Origin of the sequence: Methylorubrum extorquens, from assembly GCF_024169925.1 — a bacterium.
In the GTDB taxonomy this organism is placed as follows: Bacteria; Pseudomonadota; Alphaproteobacteria; order Rhizobiales; family Beijerinckiaceae; genus Methylobacterium; species Methylobacterium extorquens_A.
Map to the genome: position 1 here is coordinate 48,924 of NZ_JALJXF010000001.1, position 23,270 is coordinate 72,193.

20 protein-coding genes are annotated in these 23,270 nt (G+C 69.1%); 15 read left to right on the forward strand and 5 right to left on the reverse strand.

Annotated features, from left to right (window positions below; translation table 11 throughout):
* Window positions 1–139: 139 nt before the first annotated feature.
* The 3 genes from J2W78_RS00270 to rpoH all read left to right on the forward strand — a co-directional run bounded on the left by J2W78_RS00270 (window position 140) and on the right by rpoH (window position 4,506).
* Window positions 140–589 carry a GNAT family N-acetyltransferase gene (locus J2W78_RS00270; RefSeq protein ID WP_301288490.1) on the forward strand — a complete coding sequence of 150 codons (450 nt, stop codon included), beginning with the start codon at window positions 140–142 and terminating at the stop codon, window positions 587–589.
* 736 nt (window positions 590–1,325) lie between these two features.
* Window positions 1,326–3,335, forward strand: a complete 2,010-nt coding sequence (locus J2W78_RS00275) for a putative bifunctional diguanylate cyclase/phosphodiesterase (protein ID WP_253366985.1) — start codon at window positions 1,326–1,328, stop codon at window positions 3,333–3,335.
* Window positions 3,336–3,612: 277 nt separating this feature from the next.
* Complete coding sequence (rpoH, locus tag J2W78_RS00280) at window positions 3,613–4,506, forward strand: RNA polymerase sigma factor RpoH (RefSeq protein ID WP_253366986.1); 894 nt, start codon at window positions 3,613–3,615, stop codon at window positions 4,504–4,506.
* A gap of 165 nt (window positions 4,507–4,671) precedes the next feature.
* On the opposite strand, the gene J2W78_RS00285 is transcribed toward rpoH, so the two are convergent.
* From J2W78_RS00285 to purB, 5 genes are all read right to left on the reverse strand, one after another.
* Complete coding sequence (locus tag J2W78_RS00285) at window positions 4,672–6,147, reverse strand: histidine kinase (protein WP_253366988.1); 1,476 nt, start codon at window positions 6,145–6,147, stop codon at window positions 4,672–4,674.
* Window positions 6,148–6,188: 41 nt separating this feature from the next.
* A complete protein-coding gene (locus J2W78_RS00290) occupies window positions 6,189–7,481 on the reverse strand; it encodes an adenylosuccinate synthase (RefSeq protein ID WP_253373931.1) in 1,293 nt (430 codons plus the stop codon).
* 185 nt (window positions 7,482–7,666) lie between these two features.
* The gene (locus J2W78_RS00295; RefSeq protein WP_253366989.1) at window positions 7,667–7,984 is read right to left on the reverse strand and encodes a hypothetical protein; all 318 of its coding nucleotides are present in this window, start codon (window positions 7,982–7,984) and stop codon (window positions 7,667–7,669) included.
* Between the two features lie 71 nt (window positions 7,985–8,055).
* Entirely contained in the window at window positions 8,056–8,913 is an 858-nt protein-coding gene (locus J2W78_RS00300; RefSeq protein WP_253366996.1) for a D-amino-acid transaminase, read from the reverse strand.
* Window positions 8,914–8,970: 57 nt separating this feature from the next.
* The gene (gene purB / locus J2W78_RS00305) at window positions 8,971–10,278 is read right to left on the reverse strand and encodes an adenylosuccinate lyase (protein WP_253366998.1); all 1,308 of its coding nucleotides are present in this window, start codon (window positions 10,276–10,278) and stop codon (window positions 8,971–8,973) included.
* A 162-nt stretch (window positions 10,279–10,440) separates the two neighbouring features.
* On the opposite strand from purB, the gene moaB reads away from it, so the two are divergent.
* From moaB to J2W78_RS00365, 12 genes are all read left to right on the forward strand, one after another.
* Window positions 10,441–10,998, forward strand: coding sequence for a molybdenum cofactor biosynthesis protein B (moaB, locus tag J2W78_RS00310; RefSeq protein WP_253367001.1), 558 nt, complete (start codon window positions 10,441–10,443; stop codon window positions 10,996–10,998).
* A gap of 259 nt (window positions 10,999–11,257) precedes the next feature.
* Entirely contained in the window at window positions 11,258–11,620 is a 363-nt protein-coding gene (locus J2W78_RS00315; protein ID WP_253367002.1) for a TonB family protein, read from the forward strand.
* Between the two features lie 84 nt (window positions 11,621–11,704).
* On the forward strand, window positions 11,705–14,050 hold the full coding sequence (locus tag J2W78_RS00320) for an Orn/Lys/Arg decarboxylase N-terminal domain-containing protein (protein ID WP_253367004.1): 2,346 nt from the start codon (window positions 11,705–11,707) through the stop codon (window positions 14,048–14,050).
* Entirely contained in the window at window positions 14,050–14,664 is a 615-nt protein-coding gene (locus J2W78_RS00325; protein WP_253367006.1) for a GNAT family N-acetyltransferase, read from the forward strand. The genes J2W78_RS00320 and J2W78_RS00325 overlap by 1 nt, the downstream gene beginning before the upstream one ends.
* A gap of 191 nt (window positions 14,665–14,855) precedes the next feature.
* On the forward strand, window positions 14,856–15,539 hold the full coding sequence (rpe, locus tag J2W78_RS00330; protein WP_253367009.1) for a ribulose-phosphate 3-epimerase: 684 nt from the start codon (window positions 14,856–14,858) through the stop codon (window positions 15,537–15,539).
* A complete protein-coding gene (locus tag J2W78_RS00335; RefSeq protein ID WP_253367011.1) occupies window positions 15,533–16,294 on the forward strand; it encodes an HAD-IA family hydrolase in 762 nt (253 codons plus the stop codon). The genes rpe and J2W78_RS00335 overlap by 7 nt, the downstream gene beginning before the upstream one ends.
* Window positions 16,295–16,483: 189 nt before the next feature.
* The gene (locus tag J2W78_RS00340; protein ID WP_253367013.1) at window positions 16,484–17,623 is read left to right on the forward strand and encodes an OpgC family protein; all 1,140 of its coding nucleotides are present in this window, start codon (window positions 16,484–16,486) and stop codon (window positions 17,621–17,623) included.
* On the forward strand, window positions 17,542–18,531 hold the full coding sequence (locus tag J2W78_RS00345) for an SGNH/GDSL hydrolase family protein (protein WP_253367015.1): 990 nt from the start codon (window positions 17,542–17,544) through the stop codon (window positions 18,529–18,531). Before J2W78_RS00340 ends, J2W78_RS00345 begins: the two co-directional genes overlap by 82 nt.
* A 116-nt stretch (window positions 18,532–18,647) precedes the next feature.
* Window positions 18,648–20,024: a lipopolysaccharide biosynthesis protein gene (locus tag J2W78_RS00350; RefSeq protein WP_253367025.1), complete on the forward strand. Its 1,377-nt coding sequence runs from the start codon at window positions 18,648–18,650 to the stop codon at window positions 20,022–20,024.
* Window positions 20,024–21,178, forward strand: coding sequence for a GNAT family N-acetyltransferase (locus J2W78_RS00355; RefSeq protein WP_253367026.1), 1,155 nt, complete (start codon window positions 20,024–20,026; stop codon window positions 21,176–21,178). Before J2W78_RS00350 ends, J2W78_RS00355 begins: the two co-directional genes overlap by 1 nt.
* A 317-nt stretch (window positions 21,179–21,495) precedes the next feature.
* Complete coding sequence (locus J2W78_RS00360; protein ID WP_253367028.1) at window positions 21,496–22,308, forward strand: MBL fold metallo-hydrolase; 813 nt, start codon at window positions 21,496–21,498, stop codon at window positions 22,306–22,308.
* Between the two features lie 48 nt (window positions 22,309–22,356).
* The gene (locus J2W78_RS00365) at window positions 22,357–23,268 is read left to right on the forward strand and encodes a phosphotransferase enzyme family protein (protein ID WP_253367030.1); all 912 of its coding nucleotides are present in this window, start codon (window positions 22,357–22,359) and stop codon (window positions 23,266–23,268) included.
* Window positions 23,269–23,270: the final 2 nt, after the last annotated feature.

Here is a 23,270-nt window from a genome sequence, read left to right on the forward strand (position 1 = left end):
CGACGCGGACCCGGAAATCGCGTCGCCTTGCGTCCGGGCCCGCCGCCGTGAAACACCCGCGCCGTCGGTCCCGTGGAGGAGCGCAGATCGCGCTCGGGCGCCGTGCGCAGGTTGAGAGCGACATCGAGCGGAGGTGCTGTTGGGAAGCCGATACGGGTTGGAGATCCGCTCGGCACTGCCGGCCGATGCGGCGGGGCTTGCGGAGCTGTTGAGTGCCTCGGGCCATCCCGTGCCCTCGCACGTCCTGGCCCAACAGCTCGAGATGCTTCGGTACGGCCACGGCACGGCGCTGCTCGCCCTCGAATGGGGGCCCCCGAGCGGGATCGTGGTGCTGCACTGGTATCCGGTGCTCGAGTGCGCTTCGCCGATAGCGCAGATCACGATGCTGCTGGTCGCTCCGGACGGGCGCCGCCGCGGCGTCGGCCGCCAGTTGCTGAAGGCCGCCTCGCAAGCCGCGCGGATGGCGGGATGCAGCACGATCCAGCTTCTTGCCGCCGCGGAGGAGACCGGTTTGCCGGAGTTCTGCGGCGCCACCGGCTTCGTGCCGAGCGCGGGCTGTTTCGTGCGTCCCTTGCGCAAGAAGGGGTGACGGGCAGCCTGGGGGAAACGCGCCGGGACGCGGCCTACAGGTGGAGGAAGGGCAGATCGAGTGGCTGCGGACCGGCGGGGCGGCGGCGCGAACGGAGCCTTGCCGTCCGCTGCGCCCAGTGTGTGTCGAAGCGGTCCGAGGCATGCCGGACGACGCGTGTCAGGCCGTCGAGCCCGGCGATCAGACCTTCGACGCCGGAGCGAAGGCCTTTGCCGCAGGCCCGACCGATCGAGTGAAGAATGCGCATGACGACCTTTGTGAGAGGGGATCGGCGCGGCGCTCGGGGCGCCGGATGCCCGGATAAGTAGAACTCCGGCCTGCCGTTGGGACGCGACCGAAGGCGGCATCGTGGAACCGGAACTTCCGAGGGTTTGAGGTGCCTGCCGAAACCCTGATCACCGATCGTCTTGCCTCCGAGCACGGCGGCGCAGCGGGCCTTTTGCGAGAGACACTTCATCGTAGCCGGTTCGGCCGGAATGCCGATCGATCACCGCAGCTTCCGGCGCGGCGGGGACGGCAGGCATTAGAACGAAGCGGCCTCGATTATCTCGATCTTTCTGCGCTTCTTGCCGAAAGATCATTCCAGAGGAACGTAAGGTAAGGTCTGTCGTGACGTCACGGGCTCGTCATCGCGTTGTGCGGTCGGGCGGCGAATCTCTTCTCAACCATCTGTTACGTCTTTGCGCGTAAAGGCAGTGTGCTTCATCTCCGAAGCGTCCGACCCGGACTCGTCCTCATGCGCTCACGTCCGAGCACCGAGCCGCATCTCGATAGGCTGATCCGCCGCGATCAGCTCGAGGCGGTGCGCGCCAGCGTGCAGCAGGCGCTGCCCGTCAACGTGCTTCTCGGTCTGGCGGGATTCCTGGTGGCCCTGCATTCCGGGCACGGTGCCGTCGGCGGCCTCTGGTTCTCTACCTCCGCCGCCGTCAACGCGTTGCGCTTCGGGCTGTGCCGCGCGCCCTGTGCGGGGCTGGCGATGTCTCCCGGCCGGGCTCCGATCTCCGAAGAGGCCGCCTCCCGGGCGATCGACCGGCACCTTTGGCTGGCCTGCCTCGCCGCGCTCCTCTCCGGCTCCGTGTGGGCCTTCCTGCCGATCCTGTGCGATGGCTACACCTCGGCGCAGACACTGTTCTATCTCACCGTCACCTGCGGAATCACCGCCGGCGCGGTGACCCACGGCATCGCCTACGCGCGCATCCCGATCTGCTTCATCACGCCGCCGCTCCTGTCGGTCGCGGGGTGTCTGCTCGCCGTCGGCGGTTTCGACCGGACCTGCCTCGCGGCCACCGTGCTGCTGTACCTGGCCGCCCTGATCCGCAGCGCGATCGCGACCGAGCGGGGATTCCGGGAGACCAGCCGCCTGAAGAACGAGGCGACCGCGCTCGCCGAGGCGCGCAAGGCCGCCCATGCCAGCGCGAGCGCCCTGGCGGAGGAGATGCGCGCGCGCGCGACGCATGACGGCCTGACCGGCCTCCTGAACCGCGCCGGCTTCGTCCAGCGGGCGGAGGAGCGGCTGGCGGCGGGGGCATCGGTCTGCCTGATGCTGCTCGACCTCGACGGCTTCAAGTCGGTCAACGACGTTTACGGCCACTCCACCGGGGACCGCGTTCTCGCCGAGGTCGCCCGCCGGATCCGGGCCGCCCTGCCGGTGGAGTGCGACGCCGCCCGCCTCGGGGGCGACGAGTTCGCCCTCGTCTACGACACGGGCCGGGTGATCGAGAGCCCGGCCGCCCTCGCGGAGCGCCTCATCCGGACCGTGTCGGAACCGTTTGAGAGCTTCGACACCGGCCGGCTGGGCGTGAGCGTCGGCATCTGCCACCGTCCGGCGGACAGCCTGACGCATTTGCTGAGTTGCGCCGACGAGGCGCTCTATGCCGCCAAGCATTCCGGCCGCAATCACGTCCGCCTGTTCGACGACGGGCTCAGCACGCGCCTGGAGATGCGACGCGATTGCGAGCGGGATCTCTCGCAGGCCCTGGCCGAGGGCGAGCTGGACGTGTGGTTCCAGCCGATCTTCGGCGGGGACGGTCGGAGCGTGACCAACCTGGAGGCCCTGGTGCGCTGGCACCACCCGGTGCATGGCTGGGTGCCGCCCGCCGACCTGATCTCCGCCGCCGCCATGGCGGGCCTGACCGAATCGCTGCTGCGCTTCATCCTGGAGCAGGCCTGCACGATGCTGTGCACGCTGCGGGCTCGGGGACTTCACGACCTCTCGGTGGCGATGAACGTCTCGCCGCGGGAGATGGCGCAGATCGCGGTCGATGAGATCGTGCTCGAGCGCCTCCGGCTGCTCGGCCTGCCGGCAACAGCCCTGGAGATCGAGATCACCGAGGAGACGGCGCTCGATATCGAGGCGGTGCAGGGCAAGCTGCTGGCGCTGTCGCGGGCCGGCATCCGGATGGCGCTCGATGATTTCGGGACCGGTTATTCGTCGCTGGCCTCGGTGCGCCAGTTGCGGGCCGACCGGGTCAAGATCGACCGCAGCCTCGTGACCGGTCTGACCGAGGCTGAGGACAAGCGCGGCCTCGTCCAGGCGGTGCTTGGTCTCGGCCGGGCGCTCGGTCTCGAAGTCGTGGCCGAGGGGATCGAGACCGCCGACGACCTCGCCACGCTCCAGGCCATGGGCTGCCCCTTCATGCAGGGCTACCATCTCGGCCGTCCGCAGCCGCGAGACGACATCCTGCGCCTCCTCGATGCGCGCCTGCGCGCGACCGCTCAGGAGCCGGTCCGCCTCCGCGGGGCATGAGATCCCCTATCGAGACGCCCTATCGAGGCGGTACGCGCGGGGTGCGGTGGAGCATCGAAAGGGGGCTAAGAAAGGTGCGTTTCGGCACTGCGACCCCTGTGCGCCCGTGACACGTTAAACCCGGACTCCGGTTCGCGCGTTGGACCCTGCGTGAACAGCGTTGGTCGCTACCGGGCATGACGGATTTCCATTAAGATGGGGAGCGGCGTGGTCGGCTCAAGGGAGCGGCCATACGCTTGGAGCCCGCCCGACAGGGGGGCTGTTGAAGGAGGTGCACATGGCCGGCGCTTTGCCCGTGCTCGCCAATGAGGGAGGCCTTTCGCGCTACCTCGATGAGATCCGCAAGTTCCCGATGCTGGAGCCGGCGGAAGAGTTTACCCTGGCCAAGAGTTGGCGTGACGGCGGCGATCGCGAAGCCGCCCACCGCCTCGTGACCTCGCACCTGCGTCTCGTGGCCAAGATCGCCATGGGCTATCGCGGCTACGGCCTGCCGATCAGCGAAGTGGTGTCCGAGGGCAATGTCGGCCTGATGCAGGCCGTCAAGCGCTTCGATCCGGACAAGGGCTTTCGGCTGGCCACCTACGCGATGTGGTGGATCAAGGCGGCGATCCAGGAATACATCCTGCGCTCGTGGTCGCTCGTGAAGATGGGCACCACCGCCAACCAGAAGAAGCTGTTCTTCAACCTGCGCAAGGCCAAGGGCCGCATCTCGGCGCTCGACGAGGGCGACCTGCGCCCCGATCAGGTCCAGCAGATCGCGACCTCGCTCGGCGTGCCGACGCAGGACGTGATCGACATGAACCGCCGCCTGTCCGGCGACACCTCGCTCAACGCGCCCCTGCGCGAGGAGGGCGAGGGCGAGTGGCAGGATTGGCTGGTGGACAACAGCCCGAGCCAGGAGACCGTGCTCGCCCGCGAGGAGGAGGGGCGCAACCGCCTCTCGGCCCTGCGCGACGCGCTCGGCGTGCTGAACCCGCGCGAGCGACGCATCTTCGAGGCGCGGCGGCTGGCCGACGATCCGATCACCCTGGAGGATCTGTCGGGCGAGTTCGGCGTCTCGCGCGAGCGTGTCCGTCAGATCGAGGTGCGGGCTTTCGAGAAGGTGCAGGAGGCGGTCAAGCGCAACCTCGCAACCCGCGAGCTGCCCCGGACCGAGGCGCGGATCTCGTAAGGCGGCACGGCGTCGTTCGGACGCCTGCTCCCGATCCTAGAATGGAAAAACCCGGCCCATCATGGGCCGGGCTTTTTCATGTGAGCGACCGTCAACGCTCCAACGCATCAGCCCGAGAGGCGGGTACCACCTCTCGGGCTCCTGCAAGGTCAGAACATCAGAGCCTCAGTCGCGCCACTGCGCGAAGGCGCTCTGCAGCGCCTGGGTGCCGGCCGCGCCCTTTTCGAGGCTGATGACCGCCCTCTGGCCGTTCGCATAGGTCAGGGCCAGATCGAACCAGTTCTTGTGAAGCAACAGCTCGGTGTTGCGGTCCACATCGCTCTTCAGCGACGATAGGCCGATCAGGAACAGGTTCTCGCGCACCCGCACCGGCAGGCCCGAGACCGGTGAGCCGCGGGAGGCTTCCTCGTCCTTGAGCTGGAGCAGGCCGATATTCTGCACCGCGCGCTTGGCGCCGGCCTCCGCGTTGTTGGTGAAGGCGAGTTCGACGGTGTGAGACGCGGGCAGCGTCGCATCCGAATTCTTGCGCATGGTCATCGCCAGCGTCAGCCCCGCCTCCGGGAACTCTACGTTGACGCGGAGCACCGTCTGCAGGGGCTCGCCCTGTTCGCCGTTCACCGCTTCCAGCCGCCAGACCGTATGGCCGTTGGTCGCGATCGGCTGGGCGCGCGTGTCGCTCTGGTTCTCTTCGTAGAGAATCGCCCGCTGTGAGACGGTCACCTCCGGCTGGGCCGGGGTGGCACCGGGAGCGACGGGCTTCGGCCGGACTTCGGCCTCGCTGCGCTCGGCTCCGACCCGATCCGAGAACTTCGCATCCGGCTGCTCGGCCGGCGTCTCCCGCTCGGCCGCGCTCTGTTGGAGATCGGAGGGTTGGTCACGCAGGAAGAAGGCCGCCACCGCGATCAGCGCGATCACCGCCGCGAGCACGCTGCCCACGAACAGGTTACGCAGCAGGCGTGAGCGGCCTGTGGGCGGCGTCACCACGTCGATGCGCGGGCGCTGGCGGCCGTTGCCCGCCTCGCTGGCACCGTTGGTCTCGGGCGACGGATCGGCACTCGCATCGGCCTCTGGCGCGACGGAGGCCAGTTCAGGCTCGGCAACCGGCGGGATAAAGCCGTCCGCTGTCTCCGGCGCAGGCTTGGCGGCCTCGTCGATCCTCGCCCGGCGGGGCGGCGGCATGAAGGGCACCGTCTCCGCCGGCGGCTTCGGTTCGGCAGGTCCGATGTCCGATCCGATCCCGGCCGGCACCGAGGCCGGGGGCAGAACCAGCGGCTCATCGGAATGCTGCGGCGGCTCCGCCTCCGGCAGCGTCGGCGGCAGGGGGCCGGGCGAGAGCGGCTCGGGCCGGGTCGGCTCGGCCGGCGGGGGAGGGGGTGCCTCCGGTGGAGCCGCTGCAGGCGCCTCGGCCGGTATCGGCGCCGCGGCGGGCGGCGTCTCGTACTCCGCCTCCAGGCGGCCGATTGCCGTATCGAGCGCTTTGCGTTCGAGGTCGATGTCGGCTTCCGGCACCGGCGGATCGAGCGAGCGGAGCTGCGCGATCAGCGCACTGCGTGCACGGTCGTAGACCGCCCGGCGCAGGGCCGGGGAACGGTCGGGCAGGGCGTCGAGCGCGCGTGCCAGCAACGGATAATAGTCGGCCATCGTGCCCGGATCTGCCTGTCTCTCCCCGTCGTTCCGGGACTTCAATCCTCGAAGGGGTTGTGCATGAGGATCGTGTCGTCGCGCTCCGGCGAGGTGGAGAGCAGCGCCACCGGCGCGCCGATCAGCTCCTCGATCCGGCGCACATACTTGATCGCCTGCGCCGGAAGCTCGGCCCAGGAGCGGGCGCCCGCGGTGGTGCCGCTCCAGCCGGGGATCGTCTCGTAGACCGGAACGGCGCGCTGCTGCGCCGCCTGGCTCGCGGGAAGATGATCGAAGCGCTGCCCGTCGATGTCGTAGGCGGTGCAGACCCGGATCTCGTCGAAGCCGTCGAGCACGTCGAGCTTGGTCAGCGCGATGCCGTCGATGCCTGAGGTCTTCACGGTCTGGCGCACGAGGCAGGCGTCGAACCAGCCGCAACGGCGCTTGCGGCCGGTGACAGTGCCGAATTCATGGCCGCGCTCGCCGATGCGCTGGCCGATTTCATCGTGCAGCTCGGTCGGGAACGGGCCCTCGCCGACGCGGGTGGTGTAGGCCTTGGCGATGCCGAGCACGTAGCCGATGGCGCGCGGGCCGAGGCCCGAACCGGTCGCCGCCTGTCCCGCCACCGTGTTGGAGGAGGTGACGAACGGGTAGGTGCCGTGATCGACGTCGAGCAGCGCGCCCTGCGCGCCCTCGAACAGGATCCGCTTGCCGCCCCGGCGCGCCTCGTCAAGCAAGCGCCACACGGTGTCCTGATAGGGCAGCACCCGCGCGGCGATCCCCGTCAGCTCATCGAGGATCGCCTGCTCGGAGATTTCCTCGAGCGCGAAGCCGCGGCGCAGAGCGTTGTGGTGGGCGAGCAGCCGCTCGATCTTCGGCGGCAGGGTCTCGGGCTCGGCCAGATCCATCAGGCGGATCGCCCGGCGGCCGACCTTGTCCTCGTAGGCCGGGCCGATGCCGCGCTTGGTCGTACCGATCTTGGTGCCCGGCGCCCCGTCCTCGCGCAAGGCGTCGAGTTCGCGGTGGAGCGAGAGGATCAGGGTGGCGTTGTCGGCCACGCGAAGGTTTTCGCGGGTGACGGTGACGCCCTGGCCGGCGAGCCGGTCGATCTCGGAGGCGAGCGCGTAGGGGTCGAGCACCACGCCGTTGCCGATCACGCCGAGCGTATTCGGGCGGACCACGCCGGAGGGCAGCAGGGAGAGCTTGTAGACGGCCTCGCCCACCACGAGCGTGTGGCCGGCATTGTGACCGCCCTGGAAGCGGACGACGACGTCGGCCTGCTCCGAGAGCCAATCGACGATCTTGCCCTTGCCCTCGTCGCCCCACTGGGCGCCTACGACGACGACGTTCGCCATGCGCGTCTGACCTGTCTCGAACTCGCGGGCGCGGGCGCCAAGCGGTTGCGCCACGCGCGAAAACCCCGGCCATCAGGTCGGGGATCGGGCATACGGGCGCGTATTCGGCGATCTGGGCAGGCAGGTCAAGCGAAGCGGGCTCGACCTTTGGGGACCGCTTCGCATGGCTGATGTGTGGTCGAGCGTTATCTGGCGTTGCCCGGCGGCTTGATCACGGGGGTCGAGTTCGGTGTCGGCTCGGGTGCGATCGTCTTGATCTCGGGATCGACACCGGCGGGCGGCTTGATCACGCCGTCGGATTTCTCGAGCTTCTCGCTCAGCGTGGCGCCGGAATTGCCGCTTTCGGGTCTGACCTTTTCCGGCACCTGCTCCTGCGGGGCGGGCAGCTTCGGGTCGCTGTCCTGCCCGCGCTGCGGCACCGACGGGTCCTGGGCGAAGGCTGCGCTGCTCATCAGGCCGGCGAGCAGGGCGGCAGCGCGTACCGCATTCTTGGATAGAGTCATTGCGTCCTCGGTGGTCCTTCGAGAACCAACGGGTGCGCGCACCTTCGCGTTCCTGTCAGGCCAAGCCAGACTTAAGACTCGGAGCCTTCGGCGAAGGCGAAGTACAACTCGCGCAGGCGCCGCGCCACCGGGCCGGGCCGCCCGTCGCCGAGCGGCGTGCCGTCGATCTCCACCACCGGCATCACGAAGGCCGAGGCCGAGGTGTAGAAGGCTTCCGCCGCCTCGGACAACTCGCCGACCTTGATGAGCCGCTCCTCGAAGCTGAGGCCGGTCTCCTTCGCCAGCGCCAGCACCGCCTTGCGGGTGATGCCGGGCAGCACCGCATGGGAGAGCGGGCGCGTCACCAGGGCGCCGCCCTTGGTGACGATGAAGACGGTGGAGGACGAGCCCTCCGTCACGCTGCCGTCCTCGACCATGAAGGCTTCGGCGACACCCGCCTCCGCGGCCTGCTGCTTGGCGAGAACCTGGGCCAGAAGCGCCACCGACTTGATGTCCCGCCGCTTCCAGCGCAGGTCCGGCACGGTGATCGCCTTTACCCCGGTCTCGGCCATCGGGTTGTTCACGATGGATTTCTCCTGCGTGAACATCACCACGGTCGGGGCCACGTCCCCCTTGGGGTACGAGAAGTCGCGCTCGGCCACACCCCGCGTCACCTGGATATAGACGAGACCCTCGCGCACCTCGTTCTTGGCGACGAGGTCCGTCTCCAGCCGCTCCCATTCCTCGGCCGTATGAGGATTGCGGATGCCGATCTCGGCGAGCGAGCGGTCGAGCCGGGCGAGATGCCCGGCATTGTCCACGAGGCGGCCGTGCAGCACGGCGGCGACCTCGTAGATCCCGTCGGCGAACAGGAAGCCGCGGTCCATCACCGGCACGCGGGCTTCGTCCAGGGGCAGGAACTGGCCGTTGAGATAGGCGGTGCGGCTCATGGCAGTCCTCGATCGTTCGACGTCAGCGAGCGCGAAGCAGGTTCCGTGCAGGACCGATCAGGCTTCCCCGAACACGCGCGAAAAAATCGTGTCGACGTGCTTGAGGTGGTAGCCGAGGTCGAAGCACTCTTCGATCTGTTCCGGCTTCAGCACGGCGGTCACCTCCGGGTCGGCCTTGAGCAGGGTGAGGAAATCGCCCTCGCCGCGCCAGACCGGCATCGCGTTGCGCTGGACCAGCCGATACGAATCCTCGCGCGAGAGGCCGCCCTGCGTCAGCGCCAGCAGCACCCGCTGCGAGTGGACGAGGCCACCGAGCCGGTCGAGGTTCTTCTGCATCTGCTCGGGGTAGATCAGCAGCTTGTCGATCACGCCGGTGAGCCGGGCGAGCGCGAAGTCGAGGGTGACGGTGGCATCCGGGCCGATCATCCGCTCGACCGAGGAATGCGAGATGTCCCGCTCGTGCCAGAGCGCGACGTTCTCCAGCGCCGGGGTCACGTAGCCGCGCACCATGCGCGCGAGCCCGGTGATGTTCTCGGTGAGCACCGGGTTGCGCTTATGCGGCATGGCCGACGAACCCTTCTGCCCCTCGGAGAAGAACTCCTCCGCCTCCAGCACTTCCGTGCGCTGCAAGTGGCGTACTTCCGTCGCCAGACGCTCCATCGAGCTGGCGATCACGCCGAGCACGGCGAAGAACATCGCGTGGCGGTCGCGCGGGATCACCTGGGTCGAGACCGGCTCCGGTGCGAGGCCCATCTGTTCGGCGACGTATTCCTCCACCCGCGGGTCGATGTTGGCGAAGGTGCCGACCGCGCCCGAGATCGCGCAGGTCGCGACTTCTTTGCGTGCGGCGATGAGCCGGTCCTTGGCCCTGGCGAACTCGGCATAGGCCTGGGCGAGCTTGAGGCCGAAAGTGACGGGCTCGGCGTGGATGCCGTGCGAGCGGCCGATGGTCGGCGTCAACTTGTGCTCGAAGGCACGCCGCTTCAGCGCGGCGAGCAGCGCGTCAAGATCCTTGATCAGGATGTCGGCAGCCTTGGTGAGCTGCACGTTGAGGCAGGTGTCGAGCACGTCCGAAGAGGTCATGCCCTGGTGGACGAAGCGCGCCTCCGGCCCGACGATCTCGGCCAGATGCGTGAGGAAGGCGATGACGTCGTGCTTCGTCACCGCCTCGATCGCGTCGATGCGGGCGACGTCGAAGACCGCGTCGCGGCCCTTCTCCCACACCTTCTCGGCGGCCTCCTTCGGCACGACGCCGATATTGGCGAGCGCCGTGGTGGCGTGGGCCTCGATCTCGAACCAGATCCGGAACCGGCTCTCCGGCGACCAGATCGCGGTCATCTCGGGACGGGAGTAGCGGGGGATCATCGTTGTCAGCGCCTCGGACGTGTCGCGATTTCGCGAAATCGCTCCGCGCGTAGCACGGCGCGGCCCGGCGCCTCAACGCATCGCCCGACCGGGATGTGCATGGCTCCCCCGCGACGTCAGGCAACGGTTGACCCGTGCCAGCCGTGGGACAACATCGGCAGCATGACCAGCGAGCCGACGCCCCGCGCCTTCATCCCCCTTGCCATTGCCGTGCTGACGGTGTCCGACACCCGTGTGCTCGCCGACGACCGGTCCGGCGACACCCTGGTCGCCCGGATCACGGGGGCCGGGCATCGCCTTGCCGAGCGGGACATCGTGCCGGACGAGGCCGTGTCGATTCGGGAGAAAGTCGAGGGCTGGATCCACGATCCCCGCATCGACGTCATCCTGACCACCGGCGGCACCGGCTTTACCGGGCGCGATGTGACCCCGGAGGCGATCGAGCCGCTGTTCGAGAAGCGGATGGACGGCTTCTCTGCGGTGTTCCACCGGATCTCCTACGACAAGATCGGCACCTCGACCCTGCAATCGCGGGCGACCGCCGGCGTCGCGGGGGCGACCTACATCTTCGTGCTGCCGGGCTCGCCCGGCGCCTGCAAGGACGCCTGGGACGGCATCCTCGCCAGCCAGCTCGACTACCGCCACCGCCCCTGCAACTTCGTCGAGATCATGCCGCGCCTCGACGAGCACCTGCGCCGGGGCGCGGCGGCGACGATCTGAGCCGCCCGGCGCCGCCCTCCGCGACGTGACGCGGGCGCGCACGGCTCGCCGCGCAGGTGCTGCGCGTCAGCCAGATCGGCCGCGCGGCCCCACGCCAGCGTGATCCAAAAAGACGCGGCGGCACCGTCATCTGGCGGCACTTCGCGTCACGGGTGGCGTTACGATCCGGGACGGCCGGGCTTCGAGCCACTGCATCGCGCCAGGGCGGGTATCCCCCGAAGACGACGCCGCGCCCTTTTTGTTCACGGAGTCGCTGTCCTTGCCCCCGCTTTCCGTTCGGCCCCTTCTCCTCGCGGCGCTGATGCTGAGCGCGCCGCTCGTGCCGGCTTCCGCCGCACCGCGGGTCGACGCGCGGGCCAAGGCCTGGGTGGCCGGAATCGTCAACCGCATCGGGACGGCGGATCGCGCCGCGGCGCCGGGGCGGGGCGGGCAGGTCACGGTTCGGGTGCGGATCGAGGCCGATGGCGCGCTCGGCGGGATCGTGCTTGAGGAGGGGCCGGCGGTGCTGGGCGAGCGCGCGGCCCGCGCCGTGGAGGCAGCCGCCCCCTTTCCGCCGCCGCCCGCCGGGCTGCTGACCCTCGAAGGTTTCACCGAACTCAGCTTTCCCCTCACGCTGCGGTGACGGCGCCCATCGCCATCATGTCATCGAATCGTCGCGGATGAGCCGGAAAGGCTGGGTTTCCGTTCGTGAGAAGAGCCGCGTTCCATGGATTTTCACCGCCGCTTCACCGTGCTGATGTGCACCCCCGCCTTCGATCCGGATGATCTGGAGGGCGCGCGCGTCGATCAGATCGTCGCGGCGGTGGAGAAGCGCGGCTTCGAGGTGGTGCGGGCGCGGCGCGTCGAGGATGCCTCGATCGCGGTGCAGACCGATTCGGCCGTCGGTTGCCTCGTGGTGGATTGGGGCAAGCGCGGACTCGAGGGCAAGGCGGCCGCGCTCATCGACATGATGCGCAAGCGCGGCCTCGAGATGCCGATCGTCATCATGGTCCGCCGCAAGCGGCTGGAGGACATCCCGGTCGAGCTGCTCGATTTCATCGACGGCTACATCTTCCTCGCCGAGGAGACGCCCGAGTTCATCGCCCGCGGCCTCGTTTCCCGCGTGACGCAGTATGCCGACACGCTGAAGACGCCGTTCTTCGGCGCGCTGGTCGATTACGCCGAGGAGGGCAATCAGCTCTGGACCTGCCCCGGCCATAACGGCGGCATCTTCTACAACCGCTCGCCGATCGGTCGCATCTTCGTCGAGCATCTCGGCGAGGCGATCTTTCGCGACGACCTCGACAACTCGGTGCTCGATCTCGGCGACCTACTGACCCACGAGGGCCCGGCCCTGAAGGCGCAGAAGGAAGCCGCGAAGATCTTCGGGGCGGAGAAGACCTACTTCGTCCTCAACGGCACCTCGGCCTCGAACAAGGTGGTGCTGGGCTCGCTGGTCGCCGAGGACGACCTCGTCCTGTTCGACCGCAACAACCACAAGGCCGCGCATCACGGCGCGCTGCTGCTGGCCGGCGGCATCCCGATCTTCCTCGAGACCGACCGCAACGCCTACGGCCTCATCGGCCCGATCTACCACGAGGCGCTCGACGAGGGCCGCATCCGCGAGAAGATCCGCGACAACCCGCTCGTGAAGGACAAGGAGGCGTGGCGCAAGGAGCGCCCGTTCCGCTGCGCCGTGATCGAGCAATGCACCTATGACGGCACGATCTACGATGCGCAGGCCATCGTCGAGCGCATCGGCCACCTGTGCGACTACATCCTGTTCGACGAGGCCTGGGCGGGCTTCATGAAGTTCCACCCGCTCTACCAGCGCCGCTTCGCCATGGGCCTGACCGGGCTCGACGAGACCTCGCCGGGCATCATCGCCACGCAATCGACCCACAAGCAGCTCGCCAGCTTCTCCCAGGCCTCGCAGATCCACACCCGCGACGGGCATATCCGCGGCCAGACCCGGCGCGTGGAACACAAGCGCCTGAACGAGAGCTTCCTCGTCCACGCTTCGACCTCGCCGTTCTACCCGATCTTCGCCTCGCTCGATGTCGGCGCGCAGATGATGAAGGGCCGCTCCGGCGTCGTGCTGTGGGACGACACGATCCGGCTGGGCATCGAGTGGCGTAAGAAAGCCCGCGCCATCCGCAAGGAGTTCGAGGAGCGCGAGGCCGACCCGAAGCGTCGCTGGTTCTTCGACCCCTTCGTGCCCGATGTGGTGAAGGGGCCCGAAGGCACGGAAATCCCGTGGGAATCCGTGCCGACCGACGCGCTCGCCGCCGACGCCCGCTACTGGGAACTGACGCCGGGCGCGGCGTGGCACGGCTTCACCCATGTCGCGCCGGGCTTCGCCATCACCGACCCCAACAAGCTCACGGTGCTCACCCCCGGCTTCGACCGGAAGACCGGTGCCTATGCCGAACACGGCGTGCCGGCGCCGATCGTCGCGCAATACCTGCGCGAGAACCGGATCGTGCCGGAGAAGAACGACCTCAACTCGCTGCTCTTCCTGCTGACGCCGGGCGTCGAGTCGTCCAAGGCCGGCACGCTGATCTCCGGCCTCGTCGCCTTCAAGCGGCTGCACGACGACAACGTGCCGCTCGAAGAGGCGATGCCGGAATTCGTGGCCCGGCGGCCCAAGCGTTATCGCGGCGTCGGCCTGCGCGATCTTTGCGCCGACTATCACAACTTCCACCGTGAATCGGGCACCTCGGCGCTCCAGCGCAAGCAATTCATGCCCGAGCACCTGCCGGAGATGGTGATGGCGCCCAAGGCCGCCGCGCAGATGCTGACGCGCAACCGGGTCGATTACGTGCCGATCGCGGAAGCGGAGGGGCGCATCGCCACGACCCTGATGCTGGTCTATCCGCCCGGCATCGGCACGGTGCTGCCGGGCGAGCGGCTCGACGAGCGGGCGAAACCCATGCTCGACTATTTCAAGATGTTCGAGGCGGCCGCCAACCTGTTTCCCGGTTTCGAAGCCGAGATCCAGGGCGTCTACCGCGAGACCGATCCGGACGGGCGCATCCGCTTCCACACCTACGTCCTGCGCGAGGGCGCCTGATGGCAGAGGGCGCGGCGGCGATTCCCTCTCACGCGGAGGTGGTGATCCGTCCCTCGTCGGATGCCGACGTGTCGGCGATGATCGCCATCTACGAGCGCCACATCCGGAAAGGCGTCGGCGATACCGGCGACTTCGAGGAGGAACGCCTGCTGCCCGACGAACTGCGGCGGCGGCGGAAGAACATGCGCAGCAAGCGTCTGCCCCATCTCGTCGCCGAGCGGGGCGGGCAGATCGCCGGCTACGCCTACGCCGTGCCGTTCCGCAAGCGCCCGGCCTATCGCTACGCCCTGAAGCACTCGATCTACGTGCACCCCGACCACCTGCATGCCGGCATCGGGCGCCGCCTGCTGCCGGCGCTGATCGAGGCCTGCGCCGCGGGCGGCTACCGGCAGATGATCGGCTACATCGACGCGAGCAACGAGGCCTCCCTGCGCCTGCACGAGGCCTGCGGCTTCGCCCGCGTCGGATACCTTCCGGCGATCGGTTACAAGTACGGGCGCTGGAGCGACAGCGTCATCGTGCAGTGTCCGCTCGGCACCGGTGCGGAAGACCAACCCTCCGCCTGGCACCGTTCGGAGCGGCCGCGCGCCTTTCGGTTGTCGTCGACGTCCTGACGTTCTGGCTGAGCCGGCTCGGTGAAATCGGTGACGAATGCCGGCCTGCCCCTATCAGCGCCGGCTCTTTTTGCGTGAAGCCAACGCGCAACTTTCCGTCCGATGCACTAGATCGGGTGCAGGACGCTTCTCCCTCCCAGGACCGCCCGCGGTTTTCGCAGGGCGGCGCCGTGTTCGCTTCGAGCCGTTCCATGACCCTTCTCGCACCCTCGATCCTCGCCGCCGACTTCTCCAAGCTCGGTGAGGAGACGCGGGCGATCGCGCAAGCCGGTGCCGACTGGATCCATCTCGACGTGATGGACGGGCACTTCGTGCCCAACATCAGCTTCGGCCCGGCGGTGGTGAAGGCGCTGCGGCCCTGGACCGACAAGGTCTTCGACGTCCACCTGATGATCGCCCCGGCCGACCCCTACCTCGCCGCCTTCGCCGAGGCGGGAGCCGACGCGATCACGGTCCATGTCGAGGCGGGTCCGCACATCCACCGCTCGCTTCAGACGATCCGATCCTTGGGCAAGCGCGCGGGCGTGGCGCTCAACCCCGGCACGCCGGCCTCCGCCATCGAGCCGCTGCTCGACATCGTCGATCTCGTGCTGGTGATGACGGTCAATCCCGGCTTCGGCGGCCAGAGCTTCATCCACTCGTCCCTGGAGACCGTCGCGCGCGTCAAGGCGATGACGGCGGGCCGCTCCATCGACATCTCGGTCGATGGCGGCATCACCCCGGAGACCGCCGGCCCCGCCGCGCAGGCCGGTGCCAACATCCTCGTCGCCGGCTCCGCCGCCTTCAAGGGCGGACCGACCCACTACGAGAAGAACGTCGCGGCGATCCGCGAGGCGGCCGAGGCCGCCACCGGGCGGGACGGCGTGCGATGCTGAAGGCGCTGATCTTCGACGTCGACGGGACGCTCGCCGAGACCGAAGACCTCCACCGCCAGGGCTTCAACCGCGCCTTCGAGGCGCTCGGCCTGCCCTGGCAATGGTCGCCGGATTTCTACGCCGAACTGCTCAAGGTGATGGGCGGCAAGGAGCGGCTCGTCCACTACATCGAGCGATACCACCCCGAGGAGGCGCACGCGCTCAAGCGCCGGATGCCGGAGATCCACGATCTCAAGACGCGCCATTACGGGGAGTTGGCGGAGCGCGGCGGTCTCTCGCTCCGCCCCGGCGTGCGGCGACTCGTGGAAGAGGCGCGCGCGGACAACGTGCGGCTGGCGGTGGCCACTACCACCAGCCGGCCGAACATCGACCTCCTGCTCCGGCTCAATTTCCCGGGCGACGCGCAACCCTTCGACGTGATCGCCGCCGGCGACGAGGCCGCGCAGAAGAAGCCCGCCCCGGACATCTTCGCGCTGGCCGTCCACCGCCTTGGCATCGATCCGTCCGAGGCGATCGCTTTCGAGGATTCGGCGGCCGGCATCCGCTCGGCGCTCGGCGCCGGCCTGCCGGTGCTCGCCACCCGCAGCCGCTACACGCAGAGCCACCGGCTCGACGGCGCCTTCTCCGCCGTCTCCGATCTCGGCGAGCCGGATGCGCCGCACCAGCATCTTCAGGGTCACGCCTGGCCGGACGGCGTCGTCACCCTCGACGCCCTGCGCCGGTGGCATGCGGGGCACCTGCACGGCGCGGCCTGATCGGTCGTTATCGCGCCCTCGTCACCGAACCACCGCTTCCCAATCCACCACGGCGCGGTCTATCAGGACGGCCGCCTTCCGCTCCGGGTCGCGGGTCCCGGAACGGCGCCGTACCGGCCGCTCTCGCGTGCCGCGCGGGAGGCCGGGACCCTGCCGCTGCGACGTCACACCGCCGGACCGTGGAGCCTGATGCGCGAGCCGAACGCGATCGATTTCTGGCGCGGCTTCGCGCTGATCACGATTTTCATCAACCACATCCCCGGCAACGTCTTCGAGCGCTACACCTTCTCGCAATACGGCATCTCGGATGCCGCCGAGCTGTTCGTGTTCCTCGCCGGCTGGTCGATCGGGCTCGCCACCCGTGGGCGCGACGGCCAGCCGGAGCCGCGTCTCATCACCGTGCTGCGGCTCCTGTCGCGCACGATCGAGGTCTATCGCGCGCAGCTCACCATCATGGCGCTGGCGCTCGCGATGATCGCCGGATGCGCGCTCTACCTCGACAACCCGCTCATCCTCGAATGGCACAATGCCGGCGGCTTCTTCGCCGACCCGATCCAGACCATGGTCGGCGTCGTGGTGCTCACGCATCAACTCGGCTTCTTCAACATCCTGCCGCTCTACGTGGTGCTCATCGCCATCGCCCCGGCCGTGGTGCTGATCGGCCGGGTGAGCCGGCTCCTGCTGCTGGCGCTCTCGCTGTCGCTCTACGGGGCGAGCCTCGTCTTCGAGTGGAACTTCCCCTCCTGGCCGGGCGAGGGCGACTGGTTCTTCGATCCGCTCTGCTGGCAATTGCTGCTGGTGCTCGGCTTCCTCGCCAACGAGGCGACGCGGGGATCGGAGCGGCTGCGGCGCCTCTGGCCGCGCCTGATGCCGCTCGGCGTCGTCATCGTCGCGGTCGGCGTCGTGCTCGCGGTGCTCGAATTGCGGCCCGATCCGATGCTGGCGCCGGAGCCGCGCCTCGTCTTCACCTTCGACAAGACCTACCTCTCGCCCGCCCGGCTGATCCATTTCTGCGGGATGGTGCTGGCCTTCCAGGGTGTCTACGCCCTCATCGCCCCGCATGCCGGGCGACTTGCCCGCTTTCTGTCGGGTTTGGGGCGCAACTCGCTCGCGGTGTTCTCGATGGGATCGCTGTTGAGCCTTGCCGGACAGTTCGTGCGCTTCCAAACCGGTGGCGGTATCTTCGTTGACATTTCGGTCGTAGGCTTCGGCCTGATCGCACTGGGTTTCACCGCATGGTTCGTCGAATGGCGTTCCCGCAGACCGCGGCCGACGCGCAAGGCTCCCGACACCGCCTCGCCCGCCGACTCGCCGTCCTCCTCGGCCTGAGTCTGGCCTCTCCCGCCCTCGGCGAGACGTCGGGCCCCTCGACCGCGCCGGCCGCGCCCGCGACTGCGACAGTCGAGGCGCTCGACCTGAGCCTGTCGCCCGAATGCCGGGTGCCGGGCTCGAAGCTCTACACCCTGGCGCGGCTCAAGGCGGTCAAGGCGGCGCTCAAGGAGAAGCGGCCGATCCACGTCCTGTCGATCGGCTCGTCCTCGGCGGGGCTCGGCGCCTCCACGAGCTATCCGGTGAAGCTGGAAAACGCCCTGGAGCAGGCGCTGCCCGACGTTCAGGTCGAGGTCGAAGCCCGCGGCCTGCCCGGCGAGGTCGCGAGCGGGGCGGGCGAGCGGCTGCGCTCCATGGTCGCCGAAATGGAGCCGGACCTCGTCGTCTGGCAGGTCGGCACCAACGACGCGCTGGCCCGCGTCGATATCGAGGCCTTCGGCGAGGCGCTCGACGAGTCGGTGCAGTGGGTGAAATCGCACGGCATCGACATCGTGCTCATCGACCCCGTCTTCACCGAGAGCCTGGCCGACGACGCCTACTACACGCAGATGGTTCGCACCGTGCAGGACGTCGCCCGCCGTGAGGCGGTGCCCCTGGTCCACCGCTACGCGGCGATGCGCTTCCTTTCGACCCAGCGCACCACCGAGGCGCACATGCTGGGCCGCCATTTCCGTCTCAACGATCTCGGCCTGCGCTGCATGGCCGAGCACGCCACACGGGCGATCACCCTGTCGCTGCTCCAGCCGGATGCGGCCAAGGATGCAGGCAAGATCGATCCGAGCAAGATCGATCCGAATAAGACCGATGCGGTGAAGGCGGACCACGCCACGTCCGAAACCACGAAGCCCGACCCGGCTCAGACCGGAACACCGGGCTCCGGACCGATCCCGGCGCCGAAGCAGCCGTAGGGCCGGCGGACGTTTTGTGAGGCACTCTTAACCCGCTCGAAATGCCGCGCTTCCTAGGCTGATCGCCGAGCGTGCCGGCCACATCCGCGCCCGGCGCCCTTTCGGATGGCGCGCCCATGGCAGCGGACAAGGTGATCACGGGCGGCCTCCCGGCATCCATTCTTGAAACCCTTCTCGTCCGGGCTCGGACCGTGCGCGCGACAGCCGCCGTTTCGGCGCTCGGTGTGTTCGCGGTCCGCATCGGCGCGGCCGGGTTCGCCTACGGGGCGCAGGTCCTGATGGCGCGCATGATGGGCGGCGCGGAGTACGGGATCTTCGCCACGATCTGGGTCTGGATCGCCATCCTCGGCCACACCGCGACCTTCGGCCTGTCCCAGGGCGCCTGCCGTTTCTTGCCCGCCGATCAGGCGACGGGCCGGCTCGACAGTGTGCGCGGCTTCCTGCTCGGCGGCGCCCTGGCGAGCCTCGGCGGTGGGGTTGCTCTGTCGCTCGGCGGCCTCGCCGTGGCCCTCCTGCAGGGTGGCCTGCTCGCCGGCCCCTACGGCACGCCGATCCTCGTCGCGGCCGTCGTCGTGCCGCTCTTCGCCTTCCAGGATTATCTCGAAGGCGTGGCCCGCAGCCAGGGCTGGCCGCTGCTTGCCATCGCGCCGCCCTACCTGCTGCGCCAAGCTCTCATCATGGTCGCGATGATCGGCGCCGTCCTCGCGGGCGCGCCGGCCGAGGCCTGGGTCGCCATCGCTTGCACGCTCGCCGCGACCGGCCTCGCGGCGGCGGTTCAAGCCGGGCTGCTGCTCGCACGCCTGCGCCGCCACCTGCCGGCTGGCCCGCGCCGTTACCGCTGGCGGCTCTGGCTCACCGCCTGCCTGCCGATCGCGGCCGGCGACCTCGCCGCGAGCGCCTTCGGCTTCGTCGATGTCGTGATCCTCGGCTTCCTCGCAGCCCCGGAGGCCGTCGGCCTCTACTTTGCCGCCACCCGCATCCAGCAATTCGTGGCCTTCGTGCATTACGCGGCCTCGGCCACGACCGCCCAGCGCCTCGCCGCCGCCCGCGCGCGCGGCGACGAGGCCGGCCTCGCGCATCTCGTGCGCATGCAGGCGCGCTGGACCTTCCTGGCAACGGCGGGCGTCGGTCTCGGCATCGTCGCGGTGTCGCCCCTGCTGCTGGGCCTGTTCGGCGACGGATTTCGCGCCAGCCTTCCGGTTCTGGCGATCCTCGTCGCCGGCAGCGTCGCGGCGAGCCTGTTCGGCCCGGCCGAGGACGTGCTGACCATGCTCGGCGGCGAGCGTCTCTGCGCCGGAGTCACCCTGGCGATGCTGGTCCTCGCCGCGGGCCTCTGCCTTGCCCTTGTGCCCTGGCTCGGGGTCGTCGGCGCGGCCCTGGCGGTGGGGCTGGCCCAGATACTGCGCGGGCTCATTCTGGCGCTCGGCGCCCGGTCCCTTCACGGCCTCTCGACGCCGGTCGTCGGATTTCCCCAGCGGAGTGCCGCCTGGTGATGCGCACCCTTTCTCTCTCTGGATCGTCGCGGGCGGCCGTCGAGCCCATGGCCGCGCTCGCTGCCGAGGCGTCGGCCTGGGATGCTCTGGCGATCCATGCCGTCCCCTCGCATCCGTTCTACGCCCGGGCGGTCGTTGCGGCCCATTGCGATCATGGCCTGGCTCATCCCCGCCTCTCGGCGGTGGTCGTCCGTGACGGAAGGGGCATCACCGCCCTGCTGCCCTTCACCCTGCGCCCGGACATTGCCGGGCTCGGCGCGGCAATCGCGCAGCCCTTCCTCTCGCCCTACGTGACGGCGAGCGCCCCCCTCGTCGCCGACAGTTCCGGCCTGGCGGAGCGGCTCGACGCCCTGGTCGAAGGCTTAGCCCTCGCCTCCGGCGGCCGTCCCTGGCGCTGGCCGCTGCTCGCGACAGAGACCCGCCTCGGACTCGGGCTGCTCGCCGCCATGGAGCGGGCCGGCTGGAAGACCGGCACCGTGGCAGCCTTCGAGCGTCCGGTCCTCGACCGGCGGGCCGATTACGACGCCTTCCTCGCCGGCCACCCGCACAAGAGCCGCCTCAAGGACCTGCGCCGCCGCCGCCGCCGTCTCGAGGAGGCCGGGACGCTCACCGTCGAGCGCGCCACGGAGGGGGCGGCGCTGGAGCAGGCGCTGGAGGATTTCCTGGGCCTCGAGGCCGCCGGCTGGAAGGGCGAGGCCGGGACGGCCCTGCGCAGCCGCCCGCGGACGGAGGCCTTCGCCCGCGCCCTGTTTCGGTCGCAAGGGGGGAGGGAAGTCGGCCCCGTCGCCGTCCGAGCCGATCTGCTGCGCCTCGACGGGCGCACGGTCGCGGCGAGCCTCGCTCTGGTTTCCGGCGGCACCGCGCATCTGCTCAAGACCGCCTATGCCGAGGACCTGCGTGCCCTGGCCCCCGGCCTCGTGCTGGAAGACGCCATCGTGCGTGCGCTCCACGCGGAGGGTTTCGCCGCGCGGCTCGACTCGGCGACGATGCCGGGCTCGGCGCTGGAAAGTCTCTACCCCGAGCGCGAGACCATCGCCGAGATCATCGCCCAGCCGCCGGGTGCCGGCCTGATCTCCCTGGAGCGGCGCCTGCGCCTCGCCCGGTTCGAGCATCGCGCCCGAGCCGAGGCCAAGCGCCTGCTGCGGCGGGGCTGACGCAGGGGCCGTTTGGCCTGCGGGAACCGTTCTCCGCGTGAGACCCTTCACCGGAAACGACCCCCGGAGGCCCCTTTGCCCTCGACCGACGCCACCAGACCTGACGATCCCGTGGAAACTCCGAGCGCCCGGAGCTACGAGCAGCGTCCGGTCTCAAAACCGGTTCCGGAGCATCGTTCTCCCGGGCCGACCGAGCCCGGCGACATCGGCTCCGAGTGGGGCGAGGAGACATCACCGCGCGAAGAGCCGCGCTCCGATGGTGGCCAGGACCCCCACGGCGGTTGATCCACCCCTATGCGGAGGCGGGAGGAAGGCCTGTGACGATCCACATCTGCGTCACTTGCGGAACCAGCTTCCCCGATGCGCCGAGCCCGCCCGAGCGATGCCCGATCTGCGACGAGGAGCGGCAATACGTGCCCGCATCGGGCCAGCGCTGGACGACGCCCGGCGCACTCGCATCCGCTCACGCCAACGCGTGGCGTCAGGTCGAGCCGGGGCTGTTCGAGATCGAGACCCATCCCCGTTTCGGCATCGGCCAGCGCGCCTTCCTGCTGCAAACACCACAGGGCAATGTTCTGTGGGACTGCATCGCCCTGCTCGATCCGGCCACGGTCGCGCTGGTGCAGGCGCTCGGCGGCCTTGCCGGCATCGCGATCTCGCATCCGCATTACTACACCACCATGCCCGACTGGGCGGCGGCCTTCGATACGCCGGTCTACCTCCACGCCCGCGACCGCGACTGGGTGATGCGCCCCGACGACCGCGTGGTGTTCTGGGAAGAGGACGAGCGCGACCTCGCCCCCGGCCTGACCCTGCTGCGCCTCGGCGGCCACTTCCCCGGCGGTTCCGTGCTGCACTGGCAGGATGGCGCGGACGGGCGCGGCGCGCTGCTCGCGGGCGACATCGTGCAGGTCGGCGCGGACCGGAAGACCATCTCCTTCCTATGGAGCTACCCGAACTGGCTGCCGCTCTCCGGCGGCACCGTCGCCCGCATCTCGGCCCGGTTGGAGATGAAGGCGTTCGCACGCCTTTACGGCGCCTTCGGCCTGCATATCACGGAGGAGGCGCGCGCCATCGTCAGCCGTTCGGCGGCGCGCTACCGGGCTTTGCTGGAGCAGGATCAGCCTTGAGGCCGGTGCCCAATTTACATTTTTAAGTTGTACGCTCATCTTGGGCGGATGGACGATCTTGATCTCGAATGTCTCTCGCTACGATACGGTTGCAGCTTCGACAGAGCGGAACGCGTCGTCGCCGGTGTCAATCGGACCTACAGGCTCAGTAGCGGCGCACAGCACCACTATCTGCGCATGTATCGTCCCACCGGGCGATCCCGCGCCGAGATCGCGTTCGAGTTGCGGCTTCTGCGCCAATGCCGTCCCACTCCCGGAATCGATGTGGCACGCCCGATCGCGACGTCCGACGGGGCCGACCTCATATCCTTGAGCTTCGGAAGCCAGCCGCGATACGGATGCCTGTTCACGGCCCTCGAAGGTCGTCCGCTCACGCATGCGTCGGACGACATGAAGCGGTTCGGCTCATCCATCGCCAAGCTTCACGGCGCCCTGTCCGGTATCCTCGGCAGCGAGACACGACCGCTCGATCCGCTGACGCTCTGTCGGAGGGCGATCGAGGCATTGAAAAGCATTGCCAACACTGCGCCAACCCGGCGCGCCATCGAAGCGTGGTGCGGGCCGGCATTCGGCGATGCCACTCGACATCATTTGCCGTCCGGGAATTGCCACGGTGACGCCTGGGCCGGCAACGCCGTCGTGCAGGGAAGCGATGTCGGCTTCCTTGATTTCGACGATTGCGGGCATGGTCCCTACGTTATCGATCTCGGGACGGCGGCTTGGCATCTCATCGCCCAAGACGGCCCTGCGGCCGAGGTCCAATTGGCCGCGCTCATCAGCGGATACGAGGAGGTTCGGACCCTCGAAGAAGACGAGCGGCGACGATTGTTCGACTTCGTGAAGCTGGCCGAGGTCCGTTCGATGCTGTTCCTGGCCGCGTTCAACCTGCTGGATGAACAGCAATGGCAGCACACATTCGCCACGGCTCAGGCGCTTTTTGCGCGCGAACGGCCGTTCTGATC

Bases quoted from the DNA above. Each gene is read 5' to 3' on its own strand.
- J2W78_RS00275 (WP_253366985.1), top strand. From the start codon at position 1,326: ATGCGCTCACGTCCGAGCACCGAGCCGCATCTCGATAGGCTGATCCGC.
- rpoH (WP_253366986.1), top strand. From the start codon at position 3,613: ATGGCCGGCGCTTTGCCCGTGCTCGCCAATGAGGGAGGCCTTTCGCGC.
- J2W78_RS00285 (WP_253366988.1), bottom strand. From the start codon at position 6,147: ATGGCCGACTATTATCCGTTGCTGGCACGCGCGCTCGACGCCCTGCCC.
- J2W78_RS00290 (WP_253373931.1), bottom strand. From the start codon at position 7,481: ATGGCGAACGTCGTCGTCGTAGGCGCCCAGTGGGGCGACGAGGGCAAG.
- J2W78_RS00295 (WP_253366989.1), bottom strand. From the start codon at position 7,984: ATGACTCTATCCAAGAATGCGGTACGCGCTGCCGCCCTGCTCGCCGGC.
- J2W78_RS00300 (WP_253366996.1), bottom strand. From the start codon at position 8,913: ATGAGCCGCACCGCCTATCTCAACGGCCAGTTCCTGCCCCTGGACGAA.
- purB (WP_253366998.1), bottom strand. From the start codon at position 10,278: ATGATCCCCCGCTACTCCCGTCCCGAGATGACCGCGATCTGGTCGCCG.
- moaB (WP_253367001.1), top strand. From the start codon at position 10,441: ATGACCAGCGAGCCGACGCCCCGCGCCTTCATCCCCCTTGCCATTGCC.
- J2W78_RS00320 (WP_253367004.1), top strand. From the start codon at position 11,705: ATGGATTTTCACCGCCGCTTCACCGTGCTGATGTGCACCCCCGCCTTC.
- J2W78_RS00325 (WP_253367006.1), top strand. From the start codon at position 14,050: ATGGCAGAGGGCGCGGCGGCGATTCCCTCTCACGCGGAGGTGGTGATC.
- rpe (WP_253367009.1), top strand. From the start codon at position 14,856: ATGACCCTTCTCGCACCCTCGATCCTCGCCGCCGACTTCTCCAAGCTC.
- J2W78_RS00335 (WP_253367011.1), top strand. From the start codon at position 15,533: ATGCTGAAGGCGCTGATCTTCGACGTCGACGGGACGCTCGCCGAGACC.
- J2W78_RS00340 (WP_253367013.1), top strand. From the start codon at position 16,484: ATGCGCGAGCCGAACGCGATCGATTTCTGGCGCGGCTTCGCGCTGATC.
- J2W78_RS00345 (WP_253367015.1), top strand. From the start codon at position 17,542: ATGGCGTTCCCGCAGACCGCGGCCGACGCGCAAGGCTCCCGACACCGC.
- J2W78_RS00350 (WP_253367025.1), top strand. From the start codon at position 18,648: ATGGCAGCGGACAAGGTGATCACGGGCGGCCTCCCGGCATCCATTCTT.
- J2W78_RS00355 (WP_253367026.1), top strand. From the start codon at position 20,024: ATGCGCACCCTTTCTCTCTCTGGATCGTCGCGGGCGGCCGTCGAGCCC.
- J2W78_RS00365 (WP_253367030.1), top strand. From the start codon at position 22,357: ATGGACGATCTTGATCTCGAATGTCTCTCGCTACGATACGGTTGCAGC.